Source organism: Caballeronia sordidicola, from assembly GCF_002220365.1.
GTDB classification, from domain to species: Bacteria; Pseudomonadota; Gammaproteobacteria; order Burkholderiales; family Burkholderiaceae; genus Caballeronia; species Caballeronia sordidicola_C.
This window is the reverse complement of the sequence record NZ_MTHB01000191.1, coordinates 99136-115102: the sequence shown is the minus strand read 5'-3', so window position 1 is coordinate 115102 and position 15967 is coordinate 99136. Positions and strand designations below refer to the sequence as shown.

At 60.0% G+C, this 15967-nt stretch carries 16 protein-coding genes; 6 read left to right on the top strand and 10 right to left on the bottom strand.

What is annotated here, in order from left to right:
* Window positions 1–70: 70 nt before the first annotated feature.
* The gene (gene lgt / locus BSU04_RS27355) at window positions 71–976 is read right to left on the bottom strand and encodes a prolipoprotein diacylglyceryl transferase (protein ID WP_089163498.1); all 906 of its coding nucleotides are present in this window, start codon (window positions 974–976) and stop codon (window positions 71–73) included.
* Between the two features lie 21 nt (window positions 977–997).
* On the bottom strand, window positions 998–1945 hold the full coding sequence (locus BSU04_RS27350; protein ID WP_256983320.1) for a LysR family transcriptional regulator: 948 nt from the start codon (window positions 1943–1945) through the stop codon (window positions 998–1000).
* Between the two features lie 106 nt (window positions 1946–2051).
* Between BSU04_RS27350 and ilvD the strand changes: the two genes are divergently transcribed.
* Window positions 2052–3725, top strand: coding sequence for a dihydroxy-acid dehydratase (gene ilvD / locus BSU04_RS27345; RefSeq protein WP_089163496.1), 1674 nt, complete (start codon window positions 2052–2054; stop codon window positions 3723–3725).
* 171 nt (window positions 3726–3896) lie between these two features.
* Here the strand turns inward: ilvD and BSU04_RS27340 are convergent, their stop codons facing one another.
* From BSU04_RS27340 to BSU04_RS27330, 3 genes are all read right to left on the bottom strand, one after another.
* On the bottom strand, window positions 3897–4310 hold the full coding sequence (locus tag BSU04_RS27340; RefSeq protein ID WP_373452877.1) for a DUF2486 family protein: 414 nt from the start codon (window positions 4308–4310) through the stop codon (window positions 3897–3899).
* Window positions 4311–4450: 140 nt separating this feature from the next.
* On the bottom strand, window positions 4451–4876 hold the full coding sequence (locus tag BSU04_RS27335) for a DNA polymerase III subunit chi (protein WP_089163495.1): 426 nt from the start codon (window positions 4874–4876) through the stop codon (window positions 4451–4453).
* 37 nt (window positions 4877–4913) lie between these two features.
* On the bottom strand, window positions 4914–6425 hold the full coding sequence (locus tag BSU04_RS27330) for a leucyl aminopeptidase (RefSeq protein ID WP_089163494.1): 1512 nt from the start codon (window positions 6423–6425) through the stop codon (window positions 4914–4916).
* A gap of 251 nt (window positions 6426–6676) precedes the next feature.
* On the opposite strand from BSU04_RS27330, the gene lptF reads away from it, so the two are divergent.
* The 5 genes from lptF (at window position 6677) to BSU04_RS27305 (ending at window position 11327) form a co-directional block, all read left to right on the top strand.
* Window positions 6677–7774: an LPS export ABC transporter permease LptF gene (gene lptF / locus BSU04_RS27325; protein ID WP_089163493.1), complete on the top strand. Its 1098-nt coding sequence runs from the start codon at window positions 6677–6679 to the stop codon at window positions 7772–7774.
* Between the two features lie 4 nt (window positions 7775–7778).
* Entirely contained in the window at window positions 7779–8927 is a 1149-nt protein-coding gene (gene lptG / locus BSU04_RS27320; RefSeq protein ID WP_089163492.1) for an LPS export ABC transporter permease LptG, read from the top strand.
* Between the two features lie 53 nt (window positions 8928–8980).
* A complete protein-coding gene (locus BSU04_RS27315) occupies window positions 8981–9349 on the top strand; it encodes a sirohydrochlorin chelatase (protein ID WP_089163491.1) in 369 nt (122 codons plus the stop codon).
* 342 nt (window positions 9350–9691) lie between these two features.
* Window positions 9692–10033, top strand: coding sequence for a helix-turn-helix domain-containing protein (locus BSU04_RS27310; RefSeq protein ID WP_089163490.1), 342 nt, complete (start codon window positions 9692–9694; stop codon window positions 10031–10033).
* Window positions 10023–11327, top strand: coding sequence for a type II toxin-antitoxin system HipA family toxin (locus BSU04_RS27305; RefSeq protein ID WP_089163489.1), 1305 nt, complete (start codon window positions 10023–10025; stop codon window positions 11325–11327). Before BSU04_RS27310 ends, BSU04_RS27305 begins: the two co-directional genes overlap by 11 nt.
* 190 nt (window positions 11328–11517) lie before the next feature.
* On the opposite strand, the gene cobA is transcribed toward BSU04_RS27305, so the two are convergent.
* The 5 genes from cobA to BSU04_RS27280 form a co-directional block, all read right to left on the bottom strand.
* On the bottom strand, window positions 11518–12276 hold the full coding sequence (gene cobA, locus BSU04_RS27300; RefSeq protein ID WP_089163488.1) for a uroporphyrinogen-III C-methyltransferase: 759 nt from the start codon (window positions 12274–12276) through the stop codon (window positions 11518–11520).
* A gap of 9 nt (window positions 12277–12285) precedes the next feature.
* Window positions 12286–13611, bottom strand: coding sequence for a sulfate adenylyltransferase subunit 1 (locus BSU04_RS27295; protein WP_179258460.1), 1326 nt, complete (start codon window positions 13609–13611; stop codon window positions 12286–12288).
* Between the two features lie 31 nt (window positions 13612–13642).
* Window positions 13643–14605 carry a sulfate adenylyltransferase subunit CysD gene (cysD, locus tag BSU04_RS27290; protein WP_089163486.1) on the bottom strand — a complete coding sequence of 321 codons (963 nt, stop codon included), beginning with the start codon at window positions 14603–14605 and terminating at the stop codon, window positions 13643–13645.
* Between the two features lie 67 nt (window positions 14606–14672).
* On the bottom strand, window positions 14673–15404 hold the full coding sequence (locus tag BSU04_RS27285) for a phosphoadenylyl-sulfate reductase (RefSeq protein ID WP_089163485.1): 732 nt from the start codon (window positions 15402–15404) through the stop codon (window positions 14673–14675).
* Window positions 15401–15940: a DUF934 domain-containing protein gene (locus BSU04_RS27280; RefSeq protein ID WP_089163484.1), complete on the bottom strand. Its 540-nt coding sequence runs from the start codon at window positions 15938–15940 to the stop codon at window positions 15401–15403. Before BSU04_RS27280 ends, BSU04_RS27285 begins: the two co-directional genes overlap by 4 nt.
* Window positions 15941–15967 lie beyond the last annotated feature (27 nt).

Below are 15967 nucleotides of genomic sequence, written 5' to 3'. Positions count from 1 at the left end.
TCCCGCGATACAAAAAAGCCTCGCTGCGTGCGAGGCTTTTTCATGACATTTGCAAAGACTGATCTCTCGTTCAGGAGAGCTTCGCGGACTCTGAAGGCACTGCGCGCCCACGTCGATACGTCCAGATCAGCAGGCCAATTCCGCCAATGATCATGGGCAGCGAAAGCCACTGACCCATCGACAGGTTCATCGCCAGCAGACCCAGATAATCATCGGGTTCACGCGCGAACTCGACCGTGAAGCGCGCAAGGCCATAACCAATCAGAAACACTGCCGAAATGGCGCCCACCGGCCTCTGCTTGCGCGACATCAGCCACATCACGATAAACAGCGCGAACCCTTCAAGAGCGATCTCGTACAACTGCGACGGATGACGCGGCAGCATCTGGTATTGCTCGAAGATCTCGTTCAAATGCCACCGTGCGGCTTGCTGCGGATGGGCGCGCAGCCAGATGGCGTCATCGGGTGATGCGTTCTGGAACAGCATGGCCCATGGCGCGTTCGGATTGGTCACGCGGCCCCACAACTCGCCATTGATGAAGTTGCCGAATCGGCCGGCCGCAAGCCCGAGCGGGACCAGCGGCGCGACGAAATCGGTGACTTGCAGCCAGGTCCGCTTTCTTTGCCACGCGAACACCACCATCGCGATCGTCACGCCGATCATGCCGCCATGGAAGGACATGCCACCTTCCCAGACCTTGAAGATATCGAGCGGATTCGCGAAGTAGAAACTCGACTTGTAGAACACCACATAGCCAAGCCGGCCGCCCAGGATGGTGCCGAGCACACCGTAGAACAGGATGTCGTCGATATCCTTCGTGGTCCACCCTTGCGCTGCGACGTACGGTAAGCGCAGCCGCAAACGGCCGATGACGATGCACTGGATAAACGCCAGCAGGTACATGAGGCCATACCAGCGCACAGCGAGCGGACCGAGATGAAGCGCGATGGGATCGAAATTGGGGTGAATGAGCATGTTTCTATTTACGTGTTGGGGTCACGGCAACGCTGGCACGGTAGCCGCATGAGTGCGCACTATATCGATAAAACCGGCGAGCACCGGGCTGACCTCCGCCGCGCGCCACACGAGCCCGGTCTCAACCACCGGTCCGGATTCGAGCAACGGACGATACACCACTCCGGTCCTGCGCAGATGACGCAGCGACTGCGGCACGAGCGCGACACCCATTCCAGCCGATACCAGGCTGACAATGGTTTGCATCTGAATGGCCTCTTGCCCGACCCGCGGCATCAGGCCAGCCGCGCCGTAGCAACCCATGATGATGTCATAGAAACCGGGCGCGAGACGCCGCGGAAAGACGACGAGCGGGGCATCGGCGAGTTGGTGAAGGCTGACAGGCGTCTGCGACCACTCTTGCGCGCCCTGCCCGAGCTCAGCCGCGGCATCACTCGACATGGCGATGACCAACGGCTCGCGTGCGATTGGCAAATACGACAACGCGACGGCGTGGCGCGGCAGCAGCGGGGGAATGACGAGACCGGCATCTATGCGGCCGGCCACCAGTTCTTCCACCTGGACGTCACTGGTCGCTTCCACGAGCTGCAGGCGGACGCCCGGGTAGCGGGCGCCAAAATCACGCAGCAGCAGCGGCAGGAGGCCGTAATCGGCGGTGGAAACGAACGCAAGGGACAGAACACCCGCCTCGCCCCGCGCAAGCGACTGGGCGAGCGGTCTTAACGCATCTGCGCCGGCGAGCAGGCGCCGCACTTCCGGCAGCAGATCCTTCCCCACCGGCGTCAACTCCACAGAACGCTTCGTCCGCACGAACAGCGCCACGCCAAGCATGTCTTCCAGCGCCCGGATGGCCTGCGACAAAGGCGGCTGCGTCATTGCGAGCCGCCCTGCGGCCCGTCCGAAGTGCATTTCTTCCGCAACCGTCACAAAATACCGCAACAATCTGAGTTCGATGTTCCGCGTTTCCACTGATATGTTCCGCGACTTAGTAGACCCTGAATAATATATTGGACACGCGTTCGCACAAGCTTCATCCTTTCGCGACCAGACAAAAAAATCCTCAAGGAGCCCCCACATGGCCTTCAATCGCCGCTCGAAAAACATCACGCAAGGCATCGCGCGTTCCCCGAATCGCTCGATGTATTACGCCCTTGGCTACAAGGAAGAAGACTTCGACAAGCCGATGATCGGCATCGCCAACGCTCATTCCACCATCACGCCGTGCAATTCCGGCCTGCAAAAGCTGGCGGACGCAGCCGTCGAATCGATTCGTAAATCGGATGCAAATCCGCAAACCTTCGGCACGCCGACCATCTCGGACGGCATGTCGATGGGCACCGAAGGCATGAAGTACTCGCTCGTGTCGCGCGAAGTGATCGCCGACTGTATCGAAACGGCCGTGCAAGGCCAGTGGATGGACGGCGTGGTCGTGATCGGCGGCTGCGACAAGAACATGCCGGGCGGCATGATCGGCCTCGCGCGCATGAACGTGCCGGGCATCTACGTGTACGGCGGCACGATCCGTCCGGGCAACTGGAAGGGCGTGGACCTGACCATCGTGTCGTCGTTCGAAGCCGTGGGGGAATTCTCGGCTGGGCGGATGTCGAAGGAAGATTTCGACGGCATCGAGAAAAACGCCTGCCCGTCGAGCGGTTCGTGCGGCGGCATGTACACGGCCAACACCATGAGCTCGTCGTTCGAGGCGCTCGGCATGTCGCTGATGTATTCATCGACCATGGCAAACCCCGACGAAGAAAAGGTCACCTCCGCGGCGGAATCGGCGCGTGTGCTGGTCGAAGCGGTCAAGGCCGGTCTCAAGCCGCGCGACATCATCACGAAGAAATCGATCGAAAATGCGGTTGCGCTGATCATGGCGACCGGCGGCTCAACCAATGCCGTGCTGCACTACCTGGCTATCGCCCATGCAGCGGAAGTGGAATGGAGCATCGACGACTTCGAGCGCATGCGCAAGAAAGTGCCGGTGATCTGCAACCTGAAGCCGTCGGGCCAGTACGTGGCGACCGATCTGCACAAGGCCGGCGGTATTCCGCAAGTGCTGAAGATCTTGCTCGACGCAGGCATGTTGCACGGCGATTGCATCACGATCACGGGCAAGACCATTGCCGAAGAACTGAAGGACGTGCCGTCGAAGCCGCGCGCAGATCAGGACGTGATTTTCCCGATCAACAAGGCGCTCTACGACGAAGGCCACCTTGCCATCCTGAAGGGCAACCTGGCGCCGGACGGCGCGGTCGCGAAGATCACCGGCCTGAAGAACCCGGTCATTACCGGCCCGGCACGCGTGTTCGAAGACGAGCAAAGCGCGATGACCGCGATTGTCGCGGGGCAGATCAAGGCGGGCGATATCGTGGTGTTGCGCTATCTCGGCCCGAAGGGCGGTCCGGGCATGCCGGAAATGCTGGCGCCCACTTCCGCAATCATCGGCCAGGGGCTGGGTGAATCGGTGGGCCTGATTACCGATGGCCGCTTTTCCGGCGGCACGTGGGGCATGGTGGTGGGTCACGTTGCCCCGGAAGCCTATATGGGCGGCACGATCGCGCTCATCAAGGAAGGGGATTCGATCACCATCGACGCCCACAAGTTGCTGTTGCAACTGAACGTGGATGACGCCGAGATCGAGCGCCGTCGCGGGGAGTGGACGCAGCCCGCGCCGCGTTATACGCGTGGCGTGCTGGCCAAGTATGCTGCGCTCGCGTTGCCGGCCAACAAAGGCGCGGTAACCGGTTAATTGCCAGCTGTTCTTCACGCGCGCCGGTGGACCGTTTCAGGTTCTGCCGGCGCCGGCAGGGATTTAATGCCCGATTAAATAATGCCCGATTAAATGCTGGATTAGTGCCGGTTTGCCGCTGCGCCCGATCGGGCTCGGCTCCGGCCGCTGGAATTGCCCCGAAAACCCTTTTTACTGGCGCCCTCGCCGTTCCAGTTCGTCCGCTACCGCCTCGCGCACCCATTGCGTCAGTTCGGTTTCCAGCGCCAACGCAACCTCCCGCGTAATCTGGCTGACCAGCCAGGTTGAATGCTCCTGCAACGACTCCCTGCAGCGTTCCTCGATCAACTCCCGGCCATCGCCCGTCAAAAAGTGAGTGAAGCGCCCGCGCAGCCTGTCTGCGATCACATCGGCGTCGCGATCTGCGCCGTGCGCAAGCTCTTCGTGCGATGGCACAGCCGCCGGCGACAACACCGGCTCCGGCGCACGCGGCGCAACACGGGCGCGCTCCGGCCGGCCCGGTGCGATGACATCGGTCAGCACGGGAATGGAGGAATCGAAGTTTTCGGGTGTTTCAGCCATATCGGGCGCGGTGGTGATGGGCACGAGTGGACTCCGTCTCTTTCTTGATGGCAGGCTGTTGGCAACCTGATGGCGACCCGATGGGCGGGCCGACTGCGGGCTAACGGCGGGCGTTTTTGCGATCATACCGCGTGGCCGCCGCACACTGCGACTGAGCGGTGCGCTCAGTCGCCCTGCTTGTAGTTGTTGAGCACATAGCCCCGATCGCGATAGAAACGATACCGGTCGCGCCCAGCCACGAGTTCCTGCTCCTCGTTGCCGACCACTTCCAGCAGGCGTTCAAACCGCGCGAACTGCGGCGGCACTGTTGCGCCGAGGTTCAGCAGGATCTGATGCCGCTGATCCTGCAACAGCGATTCCAGCGACGCCGTCAGCAACACCGGCGTGTCAGCCGCCAGCGCGCTGTCCGCCATGCAATGCGGCACGAACTCGAGCGGCTTGAACGTCCACAATTGCTCGTCGAACCGTTTCAACCGCTCGGGTTCGGCCAGCACGATCAACGGCTGGCCGCTCAGGTAAGCCTTGCGCGCAAGGCGGCAGGCGTACGCGATCGAATCCCCCACATTCGAATGGAAATCGATACGCGTCATACCCGCGCCTCCCCGCTTGCGCTTCGTTCAATCACGCTCATTGGCCCGCGCGATCGACCAGGAACTGCGTGAGCAAAGGCACCGGACGACCGGTTGCGCCCTTTGCCGCGCCGCTTTTCCACGCCGTACCCGCGATGTCGAGGTGAGCCCACGGGTAGTTCTGCGCGAACCGTGACAGAAAACACGCCGCGGTAATCGCGCCGCCCGGCCGGCCGCCAATATTCGCGACATCGGCGAAATTCGACTTCAGCAGGTCCTGGTACTCGTCGTCGAGCGGCATGCGCCAGGTCGGATCGATGGCTTCCTTCGATGCATCCAGCAACTCGCCCGCCAGCGCATCGTCCTTCGAGAACAAAGCTGTGTTGTGATGGCCAAGCGCCACCACGCATGCACCCGTGAGCGTGGCGATATCGATGACTGCAGCGGGTTTGAAGCGTTCCACGTAGGTCAGCGCGTCGCAGAGAATCAGGCGGCCTTCCGCGTCCGTGTTCAACACTTCAATAGTCGTGCCGGACATCGACGTCACAATGTCACCCGGCTTCACCGCGTTACCGGCCGGCATGTTCTCGCAGGTCGGAACCACACCGATCACGTTGAGCTTCAACCCCATTTCCGCGATGGCGCGCATTGTGCCGAACACGGAACCGGCCCCGAGCATGTCGTACTTCATCTCGTCCATGCCTTCGCCCGGCTTGATGGAAATGCCGCCGGTGTCGAACGTGATGCCCTTGCCAACCAGCACGACGGGAGCGGCCTTCGCGCCCGCGCCTTGGTGATGCATCACGATGAACGCAGGCGGTTCGATCGAGCCTTTCGCGACCGACAGGAACGAACCCATGCCCAGCGCTTCGATCTGCTTCTGGCCGAGTACTTCCACCTTCAGCTTGAATTCCTTGCCCAGCTTTTTCGCGGTATGGCCAAGATACGTGGGCGTGCAGACGTTCGGCGGCAAGTTGCCGAGGTCGCGCGTCAGGTCCATGCCGTTGGCGAGCGCCGTGGCGTGTTTGACCGCAAGCTTCGCGGCTTTTTCGTCGGCGGCTTCGATGCTGAACACCACTTTCTTCAGCGCGCGATCGCCGTTTTCCGGCTTGCTTTTCATCTGCGTGAACTTGTAGGTCAACTCGCGCAGCGCAAGAATGGCAGAGCGCACGCCCCAGTCGCTGGTGCGCTCGGGCACCGGCAGCTGAGCGAGCGTGAACGCCACGTTCGCGATCTTCGTGGCAAGCAGCGCACGCCATGCGGCGCGTGCGGCTTCTGTGTAAGCCTTCTGATTGAAAGCGTCCTGCTTGCCGAGGCCGACCAGCAAAATCCGTGACGCGCCAATCCCCGTCACTTCGGTCAGCATCAGCGTGGAACCGGCTTTGCCGCTCATGTCGCCGGCTTTCACCGTGCGCGTGAGCAGTCCCTTGGTCACCAAATCCATCTCGCGGGCTGCGCCCGTCAACGTCTGCGCTTCGAACACTCCGAGCACCACTACATCGGCCTTCCCGTTAAGGAAACCATTTGCCGAGCCTTTGCTCCAATCACAGGCTTTTATGCTAAAGTCCATCGCGCTTATCCTCGGATAAAATCTGGGCTGAAGGATGAAAGCCGCAATTATCCGCTATTTTTTTCCGAGGCGGTCGCGAGCTGCGATACCCGGATTGAATGACTCGCTCATGACTCGTTCGACTCGTTCGACTCGTTCAATCGGCACGTTTGTCATGGCGTGTGGTCCAAACTCGGATCCAAACGCGGATCCAAACGCGGACCGCACATAATCCAACCGCCTTGTCGTCGCCGGTTTCCACCTGACAATCAATGATCTTCGAACGCTCCCTTCAGCGTGAACTCGCGTATACGGCCGGTGCCGTATTCATGGTTCTGCTCACGATCATGCTCACCACGATGATGATCCGCATCGTCGGCTTTGCAGCATCGGGGCAAGTCGATCCGCGCGACGTCGTCGTGCTGATCGGCCTTACCGTGATCGGCTATCTCGCCGTGATCATGATCGTGACCCTGTTCGTGTCCATCCTCTTCGTGCTGACGCGCTGGTATCGCGACTCGGAGATGGTGGTGTGGCTCGCATCAGGCGTCAGCCAGACGGCGCTGATCAAACCGGTCGCGCTCTTCTCTACGCCCATCATCATCGCCATCGTATTTTTTGCGTTCGTCGTCTGGCCCTGGTCGAATTTGCAGAGCAAGCTCATCAAGGCTCGATTCCAGCAACGCGACGAAGTCTCGCTGCTCGCACCTGGCCAGTTCCGTGAATCGCAAACCAGCCACCGCGTGTTTTTTATCGAGAAAATGTCGCCGGATCAGGGACACGTGCAGAACGTGTTCGTGACGAGCACGGAGGGCGGCAAGGTCAACGTGGTGGTATCGAAGAACGGCCATACTGAAACGCATGCCAATGGGGACCGTTTCGTGGTGCTGGAAAACGGCAGGCGCTATGACGGCATTCCAGGCCAGCCGAACTTTCGGATCATGGAATTCGAGCGCTACGGCGTGAAAATTCAAAGTCAGCAATTCGTGAACACGCCGACTACGACCGGCATGTACACGAATGAATTGCTGGCCAATCCCACGCGCGACAACCTTGCCGAAATCGCGTGGCGCGCGGGTCTGCCGCTGATCGCGATCAACCTGATGCTGCTTGCCATTCCGCTCTCTTACCAGAACCCGCGACGCAGTCGCACAATCAATCTCGTGATGGCAGTGCTGATCTATCTGACGTATTCCAACCTGCTGAACGTGGTTCAGTCGTGGATCGAGCAAGGCCGGGTGTCGTTTGTTGTCGGGCTGGTGGGGCTGCACATAATCGTTTCGGTCATGGTCGCGTTCATCTTCTGGATGCGCATACGCAATCGCCCGCTGTTCAAGCTGTCGGCGCTCACCCGCTCGAAAGGGGCCTGACGCAATGCGCATTTACGAACGGTATTTCGCGCGTCAGATCTATCTCGCGTTCATCTTCATCTTGTTTGCGTTCTCGGGCCTGTTCTTCTTCTTTGACCTGATCAATGAGCTGAACACCGTCGGGCATGGCAACTACAAGTTCGGGCTCGCCGTGCTGCGCGTGGCCTTGCAGACGCCCTCGCGCTTCTACGAAATCATCCCGGTTGCCGCGCTGATCGCGGCCATCTACGTGTTCGCACAAATGGCCGCCGCCTCCGAGTTCACCATTTTCCGCGTGTCAGGATTGTCCACCGGCAAGGCGCTGCGCTCGCTGCTCAAGATCGGCATACCCATGGTGTTGCTCACGTATGTAATCGGCGAAGTGGTCGGCCCCTACTCCGACCAGCTCTCCGAGAAAGTGCGGCTCGAGGCGCTGGGGTCGTCGGTGTCCATGAACTTCGAATCAGGCGTCTGGGTGAAAGACACGCTGACCGCGCGCGCGGATGGCGAACAGGTCACGCGCTTTGTGAACGTGGGCACGCTGAATCCGGATACGACCATTGCGAACGTGCGCATCTACGAATTCGATTCGCTGTTCCGGTTGACGAACGTGCGGATCGCTAAAAGTGGCGTGTTCCAGCCTCCGGGCCACTGGAAGCTTACCGACGTAACGGACACTGAACTGATCGACGCGCCGCCGCAAACCGTGAATCCCGGAGACGCGCTGAATCCCGTGTATCGCGCGAAACAGATCACCCTGCCCGAGTATTCGCTGCGCTCTGAACTCACGCCGCAGATTTTGTCGGTGCTGCTGGTGTCGCCGGACCGGATGTCGATGTTCAACCTGTTCAGCTACATCCAGCATTTGACAGAAAATCATCAGGACACGCAGCGGTATCAGATCGCGTTCTGGCGCAAGATCCTGTATCCGCTCGCGGTGCTCGTGATGCTGGTGCTGTCGCTGCCGTTCGCGTACCTGCATACGCGCGCCGGCGTGGTCGGTGTGAAGGTGTTCGGCGGCATCATGATCGGCATGAGCTTCCAGCTGGTCAACACGCTGTTTTCACACATTGGTACGCTGAACACTTGGCCCGCGCCATTGACGGCGGCAGCGCCGGCGCTGGCGTACCTGATCGTCGGCTTGATCGGGTTGCGGTGGGTGGACCGGCATTAGGGCTTTGAGTATCGGCCTTTGAGTATCTGGGCTTTAAAACAGCGGAGAACGCGATGAGCAAGCACGGCATGATCTTGTTCGGCCACGGCGCACGCGATCCACGCTGGGCTGAGCCTTTTGAACGGCTCGCCACCAAGCTGCGCGCAATGCGCAGCGCCCCCGTATCGCTTGCGTTTCTTGAACTGATGACCCCCGATTTACCCACGGCTATCGAACGCCTGGCGGCAGATGGGTGTGATGCGCTCACTGTCGTGCCCGTGTTCTTCGGTCAGGGTGGCCATATACGGCGCGACTTGCCTGAGTTGCTTGATCGATGCCGCCTGATGTTTCCATCGCTGACCATCCAATGCGCAACAGCGGTTGGTGAAGACGACTCAGTGCTGGATGCGGTCGCGCAATATTGCGTTCGGCAGATTGAGTAGGTTTATAGCCTCTCGCCAACGTGCTGACGAAAGCACGACCGTTTTCCACAATGCCCCGCGAGTCATGGACTTCCGGGGCATTGTTTTCTCTGAAGGATTTTCTTGGCCGACGCCACTGCGCCTGCGCGCCGAAGATGGCCGCCGGGGTGAGCTTTGGCAAACGGCTTTTGCGGACAGATCATCAATCAAACGCCTTCCGATCAATCAAAAATAGTCATATCTGATTAATTAAGCCACTTATTTGTTCAGATATGACCAATCTAGTCAAAACAAAATATTGATGATCTCCATATTTTGTCTATACTGACCAATTAAGTGGGTTTATATGTCAGATACGACAAAATGAAGCGCAACAACAAGGATTTTTCTTCCCCAGAACTTAAGCTTCAGGCCACGGGGCTGGGACGCGCGGTCGCAGCCGCCCGGATCGCACGCAACATGACCCGAAAGGATTTTTCCGAACGAGCCAACATTAGCCCGAGCACCCTGATACGCATAGAAAATGGCGACGTTTCGGTCAGTTTCTCGTCGTGGCTGCACGCGTTCGAACGTGCCGGCCTCCTCGGATTGCTCCAGCCGCTCGCGAATCCGCAAAACGACGTGATCGGCGAAGCGCGGCGCAAGACGGATTCTCGTGTGCGTCCACGCAAAACCGCTTCGAAGACTGGCGAGTATGATTTTTAATACAACCACATGGAGCAAATACGTCTTCATCGCCCTCGAAGGCGCAGCCGAGGCGGTCCCTGCCGGTAAGCTCGAACTACTCGAAGAAGGTATCAAGCCCGTCGGGTCGACCTTCGTCTACGGCAACAAGTACCTGCAGCGTGCAAACTCCGCCGCCGTGGACCCGGTCAGCATGCCTCTGGACGAGGCGAAGAAGTCCAAAGAAACCGTATTTCAGCCGCCTGCGGGGCTGGCGCTGTTTGGCGCAATTCGTGATGCGGCCCCGGATTCCTGGGGACGGCGCGTGATTGAGAATATGTTGAGGGCGGCGCCCGACGGTTTGCCCGAGACTGAGTATCTGGCTCATGCCGGCCCGCACCGGACTGGCGCGCTGGATTTCAGGGACTCCCTCACCGCACCTGCAGAACCCGGCAAGTTGCCAGATGCAAGAGAGTTATCCTATCTGCTCGACGCAGCAGCCATGATCCAGGACGGCAAGCCGGTACCGAAAAAGCTGCAATTACTCTTTAGCGTTGGCGCAACTTTCGGCGGCGCGCGGCCCAAAGCCGTGCTGCTGGACGATGGACGGCAATGGGTCGCCAAATTTCCCGTCGCCCGGGACGGTTTTAACGTTCCTGTCGTGGAGCGCGCAACGCTTGAACTCGCCCGCGAATGCGGTATGCGGGTTCCTGCAACCAAGCCCATTCACTTGGCCGACGGGCGGGATGTGATGCTGATCGAACGATTTGACCGCGTGCCGTTGCCCGGGGGTGTATTCGGCAAACGCCACGTCGTGAGCGCGCTGACCATGCTCAAGATGCACGAAAGCGATACCGCGTCGGCCAATTACACGGACCTGGCGGACCTGATCGGTGAACGTGGCGCCACGGGCTTTGTTGCGGCGGACAAGGTCGAGTTGTTCAAGCGAATGGTCTTCAACATCCTCGTGACCAACGACGATGACCATCTTCGCAATCATGCGTTCGTGTGGGACGGAGCAAACAAGGGCTGGCGCCTGAGCGACCTTTACGACGTCGTGCCGAAGCCGCAGGTCGGCTCCGAGCGCTTCCTCGTACTGGGAGTAGGTCCAGCAATGGGCCGGCTGGCGACGCTCGACAATGCCCTCTCCGCGGCGGGCCGATTCGGTCTGCTCAAACACGCAGCCGTTGAAATCATCCAGCATCTGTCGGCTGTTGTGAGGGAGTGGCGAACTTACTTCGAGGAGTTTGGCGTTCCCAAGACCGAGTGCGACAAGATCTGCTCTGCGTTCCGCAAGCCGCAGACCATTGGTTTGCGTGAAGTGGAAAAAGCCTAGATCTTCAACGCTTGCCGAACAAGGCATTGGAGAATGTCATTGCGCAGGCATCGGGAAATCGGCACGGGTGTAAAAAAGCCCCGTGGGTCAATGACCTACGGGGCTTTTCAAACGACAAATCACGAGCGGCGTCGAGCCGAAGAACTCGCGCGCAGGCGGCGCGATTTCGCCGCGTCGCCTTCGGCCTCAATCAGGCTGCGACCTGCAACGCCGCTTCCACGCTCCGGACCGATTCCGACAACCGCCGCTCCGCAAACGCCTCACCGATCATCAGCAAACTCGGCTGCGACGCATCGAGCCAATCCTGCGCATCACCAATCGCCATTTCGCCCAGCGTCAGCGTCAGCGAACGTTCACGCGGTGTACTGCAAGCCTCGACGATAGCAACCGGCGTCGACGCTAGCCGCCCGGCATCGATCAGTTGCTGCGCAATCTCCGGCGCGCTGTCGCGACCCATGTAGAACACGAGCGAGTCCGCGCTTGCCTGCTCGCGGATTTCATCGCTGTCAGGGGCACGGCTATACGTCGCCAGTGCAACACTGCGCGATACCCCGCGCAAGGTCAGCGAGCGCTTCAACGTCGCGGCGCTTGCCAGCGCGGCCGTGATCCCCGGCACCACTTCGTATTCAATACCCGCCGCTTCCAGTGCGCGCATTTCTTCGTCGGCGCGGCCGAACAGCATGGGGTCGCCGCCCTTCAGACGCACGACGACGTCATGTTCACGAGCGGCATCGACGATCTGCTTGTTGATGAAATGCTGGGCCGTCGAACGTTGTCCACAGCGCTTGCCCACCGCGATCTTGCGCGCGTCCAGCGCGTAGTCCAGCATGGCCGGCTCGATCAGCGCGTCATGCAGAACGACCTGTGCCTGGCTCAACAACTTCGCGCCGCGAACCGTGATCAGGTCCGCAGCACCCGGCCCCGCGCCGATCAAATACACCTTACCCATAATCAATACTCAGGCTGAATACGCGCGGATCATCCCGGCCGCGACCGTGTGATGCGTCGCTTCATCGATAAGAACAAACGCGCCCGTGCCCTGATGCGTATCGTACGCATCGCAGACGATCGGCTTTTGCAGCGTCAGTGCCACGCGGCCGATGTCGTTCATCGCCAGGTTATGGCGGTCCACCGAGTGCAGCAACGTATGTACGTCGAGCACTTCCTTGATCGCGCCGATCCGCGCGAACACCGTGTTAGTGGTCTGCTTGAGCAAGTACTTGCGCTGCGGCGAGAGCGGCTCTTCATCGAACCAGCACAGGTCCGCGTCCAGCTTCTTCGCCGGCTCGATCTTGACGCCGCTTGTGTTGCGCGGCACGAACGTATCGCCACGCGAGACGTCGACATCTTCCGCCAGGCGAATGGTCACCGTCTGGCCCGCGAACGCGCGATCCACCTGCGCCACGCCGCCAGGAACCGGCGCGATGATCTCGGCAACGGTTGCATCGCGATTGGCCGGCAGCACGGTGATCGTGTCGCCCAGTTTCACTTCACCCGATTCCACCCGGCCCATGTAGCCGCGGAAATCGTCGGCCTGACTGCCGTCCTGACGCGCAACCCATTGCACTGGGAAACGCAGCGCCTGATCAACAGGCTGCGCAACCGGCAGCGCTTCAAGCAGATCGAGCAACGGTTCGCCGGCATACCAGGGCATGCGCTCGCTCGCGCTCACGATGTTGTCGCCCTTGAGCGCCGACACCGGCACGAAGCGCACATCGGCAATTCCAAGCCGGCGCGCGAGTTCAACGTACGCGTCGCGGATCTCGTTGAAGCGCGTCTCGCTGAACTCAATCAAATCCATCTTGTTGATCGCGACAATCACGTGCTGCAGCCCAAGCAACTTCACGATCGCGCTATGGCGCACGGTCTGCGGCAGCAATTGCGCAACGCCATCCTGCAACGTCACACGCGTGGCGTCGACGAGAATGATCGCGGCATGCGCCGTCGAAGCGCCCGTCACCATGTTGCGTGTGTACTGCTCGTGGCCGGGGGTATCGGCGATGATGAACTTGCGCTTCGCCGTTGCAAAATAACGGTATGCCACGTCGATCGTGATGCCCTGCTCGCGCTCGGCTTCAAGGCCATCGGTCAGCAGCGACAAATCGATTTCATCCCCAACGGTGCGCTTGTTCTTCGCCCGCGACAACGCCGACAACTGATCCGACAACACCGCCTTGCTATCGAACAGCAGGCGGCCGATCAGCGTGCTTTTGCCGTCGTCGACACTGCCTGCCGTGATGAAACGCAACACGCCGAGGTCTTCGGGTTGATGAATGCTCATGATGTTTCCCTGTTCCTTGTTTGCGGCGTGATGCTTAGAAATAACCTTGTTTCTTGCGGGTTTCCATCGCAGCTTCGGAGGCTTGATCGTCCATGCGCGTGGCGCCGCGTTCCGTGATTTCCGTCACGGCCGTTTCCGCGATGATCTTCTCGACGTCGTCGGCATCGCTGGCGACGGGGCACGTGCAGCTGATGTCACCGACGGTCCGAAAACGCACTTGCGCGACTTCGGACACCTCGCCTTCCTGCAGCGGTGTGATCGGCGTCAGCGGCACGAGCAAGCCATTGCGGCGAATAATTTCGCGATCGTGCGCATAGTAGATGGACGGCAATTCAAGCTTCTCGCGCCCGATGTATTGCCAGATATCCAGTTCGGTCCAGTTCGAAATCGGGAACACGCGCAAGTGTTCGCCGTTATGCAGACGCGCGTTATAGATGCTCCACAATTCCGGGCGTTGCGCTTTCGGGTCCCACTGGCCGAATTCATCGCGGAAAGAAAAGATGCGCTCTTTCGCGCGAGCCTTTTCTTCATCGCGGCGCGCGCCACCGATCAACGCCGTATAACCGTATTCCTCGATGGTTTCGAGCAACGTCACAGCCTGCGCAGCGTTACGCGAATCCGTTTCGCGACGCAGACGCACGGTGCCTTTCTTGATCGAATCTTCGACATGACCGACCACGAGTTGCGCACCAATTTCAGCGGCACGACGATCGCGGAAGTCGATCACTTCGCTAAAGTTATGACCCGTATCGATATGAACCAGCGGGAACGGCAGCACGGTCTTGCGACCCGAGCCCAGGCCAAATGCCTTCAACGCAAGATGCAGCACGACGACAGAATCCTTGCCGCCGGAGAACAGCAACGCGGGCTTGCTGCACTCGGCCACAAGTTCGCGCAGGATATGAATCGACTCGGCTTCGAGCCAGTCGAGGTGGTCCATCCGGATCCCGTGATTCCCGATGGGAGCGTTGACTGTTGAATCGAGCGTGCTGCTCATATGCGTCGTTCCTTGGTTGCTTTGCATGACACCCAGCTTGTGGCGTCATGCGTCAATATCAATGCGTTCAGAGCGCCGAGCTGGGCGCTGCGCTGCGGTCTTCCACAATCTTGATGTTCGTGATGTGCAAACCGCATTCCTTCGTATCCCGCGATTCCCACCACCAGCGTCCTGCCCGGCTATCTTCGCCCGCACGGATGGCGCGCGTGCAAGGCTCACAACCAATGCTTGGATAACCGCGCGCATGCAGCGGGTTGACGGGGACATCGAAGGCATTCAAATAAGCCCAGACATCGGCTTCAGTCCAGTCCGCGAGCGGATTGAACTTCGCGATGCCACGCGGCGCGTCGTGCTCTTCTTCATGCAACTCCGCGCGTGTTACCGATTGCTCGCGGCGCTGTCCCGTGACCCACGCGCTGACGTCCTTCAGCGCGCGATTCAGCGGTTCGACCTTACGAATGCCGCAACAGCTTTTACGCAGATCGACACTCTCGTAGAACGCGTTCAGACCATGATCCTGAACATACTCCTCAACCGCCTGCGGCTGCGGATGAAACTGTTCGATGTCGAAGCCATAGCGCTCTTTCACGCGATCAATCATGCCCAGTGTTTCAGCATGCAGACGACCGGTGTTCAGCGAGAAAATGCCGATCTTTACACCGCGCGAAAGAATGGCGTGCGTGAGCAACATATCTTCGGCGGCGAGGCTGCTGGCTAGCTTGACGTTCGCATGGCGTTGCGCGATGGAATCGAGCAGCGCATCAAGGCGATCGACTTTGGCTTGCAGTTCGGCATTCATGCAGACGCTCCGGCAGCGGCTGCGCCACGACGGCGGAACAGCGGTTCCGGATTGTCCACAGCGCCCTGGTACGGGATGCTCAACTCACCGAACGCATTCAGTGCGTCGTGAATGTCTTTATCGGCGCGTACGGCGAACGCGTCAAAGCCGCAACGTGCGTGAAAGCGCAACTGATCGCGCAGCACGTCGCCGATAGCCCGCAACTCACCGGTCCAGTGATACCGCTCGCGCAGCAAACGGCCGATGCTGAAACCACGGCCATCGCTGAACTTCGGGAAATCGACGGCGATCAGCGCGATCTTGTCGAAGTCTTCGACCAATTCCGCAGGTTCATCGTCCGGGGCGAGCCAGATGCCGATTGGTTCTTTCTGGTGCGCCGCGCTCAGCGCGCTCTTGTGCTCTTTCCACCACGTGAACGGCACGATCACCTTCCCTGGCAACAATGCATCGACTGCGGGCAGCGTGCCGTCTTCACCGGCACGCACCACGGTCCAGTCGTCTTCAACAACTTCGCGATTCTTGATTATCAAAGCCATGTGCTTATTCCTTAGCGACTCAACGTA

Bases quoted from the DNA above. Each gene is read 5' to 3' on its own strand.
- lgt (WP_089163498.1), bottom strand. From the start codon at position 976: ATGCTCATTCACCCCAATTTCGATCCCATCGCGCTTCATCTCGGTCCG.
- ilvD (WP_089163496.1), top strand. From the start codon at position 2,052: ATGGCCTTCAATCGCCGCTCGAAAAACATCACGCAAGGCATCGCGCGT.
- BSU04_RS27335 (WP_089163495.1), bottom strand. From the start codon at position 4,876: ATGACGCGTATCGATTTCCATTCGAATGTGGGGGATTCGATCGCGTAC.
- BSU04_RS27330 (WP_089163494.1), bottom strand. From the start codon at position 6,425: ATGGACTTTAGCATAAAAGCCTGTGATTGGAGCAAAGGCTCGGCAAAT.
- lptF (WP_089163493.1), top strand. From the start codon at position 6,677: ATGATCTTCGAACGCTCCCTTCAGCGTGAACTCGCGTATACGGCCGGT.
- lptG (WP_089163492.1), top strand. From the start codon at position 7,779: ATGCGCATTTACGAACGGTATTTCGCGCGTCAGATCTATCTCGCGTTC.
- BSU04_RS27315 (WP_089163491.1), top strand. From the start codon at position 8,981: ATGAGCAAGCACGGCATGATCTTGTTCGGCCACGGCGCACGCGATCCA.
- BSU04_RS27310 (WP_089163490.1), top strand. From the start codon at position 9,692: ATGAAGCGCAACAACAAGGATTTTTCTTCCCCAGAACTTAAGCTTCAG.
- BSU04_RS27305 (WP_089163489.1), top strand. From the start codon at position 10,023: ATGATTTTTAATACAACCACATGGAGCAAATACGTCTTCATCGCCCTC.
- cobA (WP_089163488.1), bottom strand. From the start codon at position 12,276: ATGGGTAAGGTGTATTTGATCGGCGCGGGGCCGGGTGCTGCGGACCTG.
- cysD (WP_089163486.1), bottom strand. From the start codon at position 14,605: ATGAGCAGCACGCTCGATTCAACAGTCAACGCTCCCATCGGGAATCAC.
- BSU04_RS27285 (WP_089163485.1), bottom strand. From the start codon at position 15,404: ATGAATGCCGAACTGCAAGCCAAAGTCGATCGCCTTGATGCGCTGCTC.
- BSU04_RS27280 (WP_089163484.1), bottom strand. From the start codon at position 15,940: ATGGCTTTGATAATCAAGAATCGCGAAGTTGTTGAAGACGACTGGACC.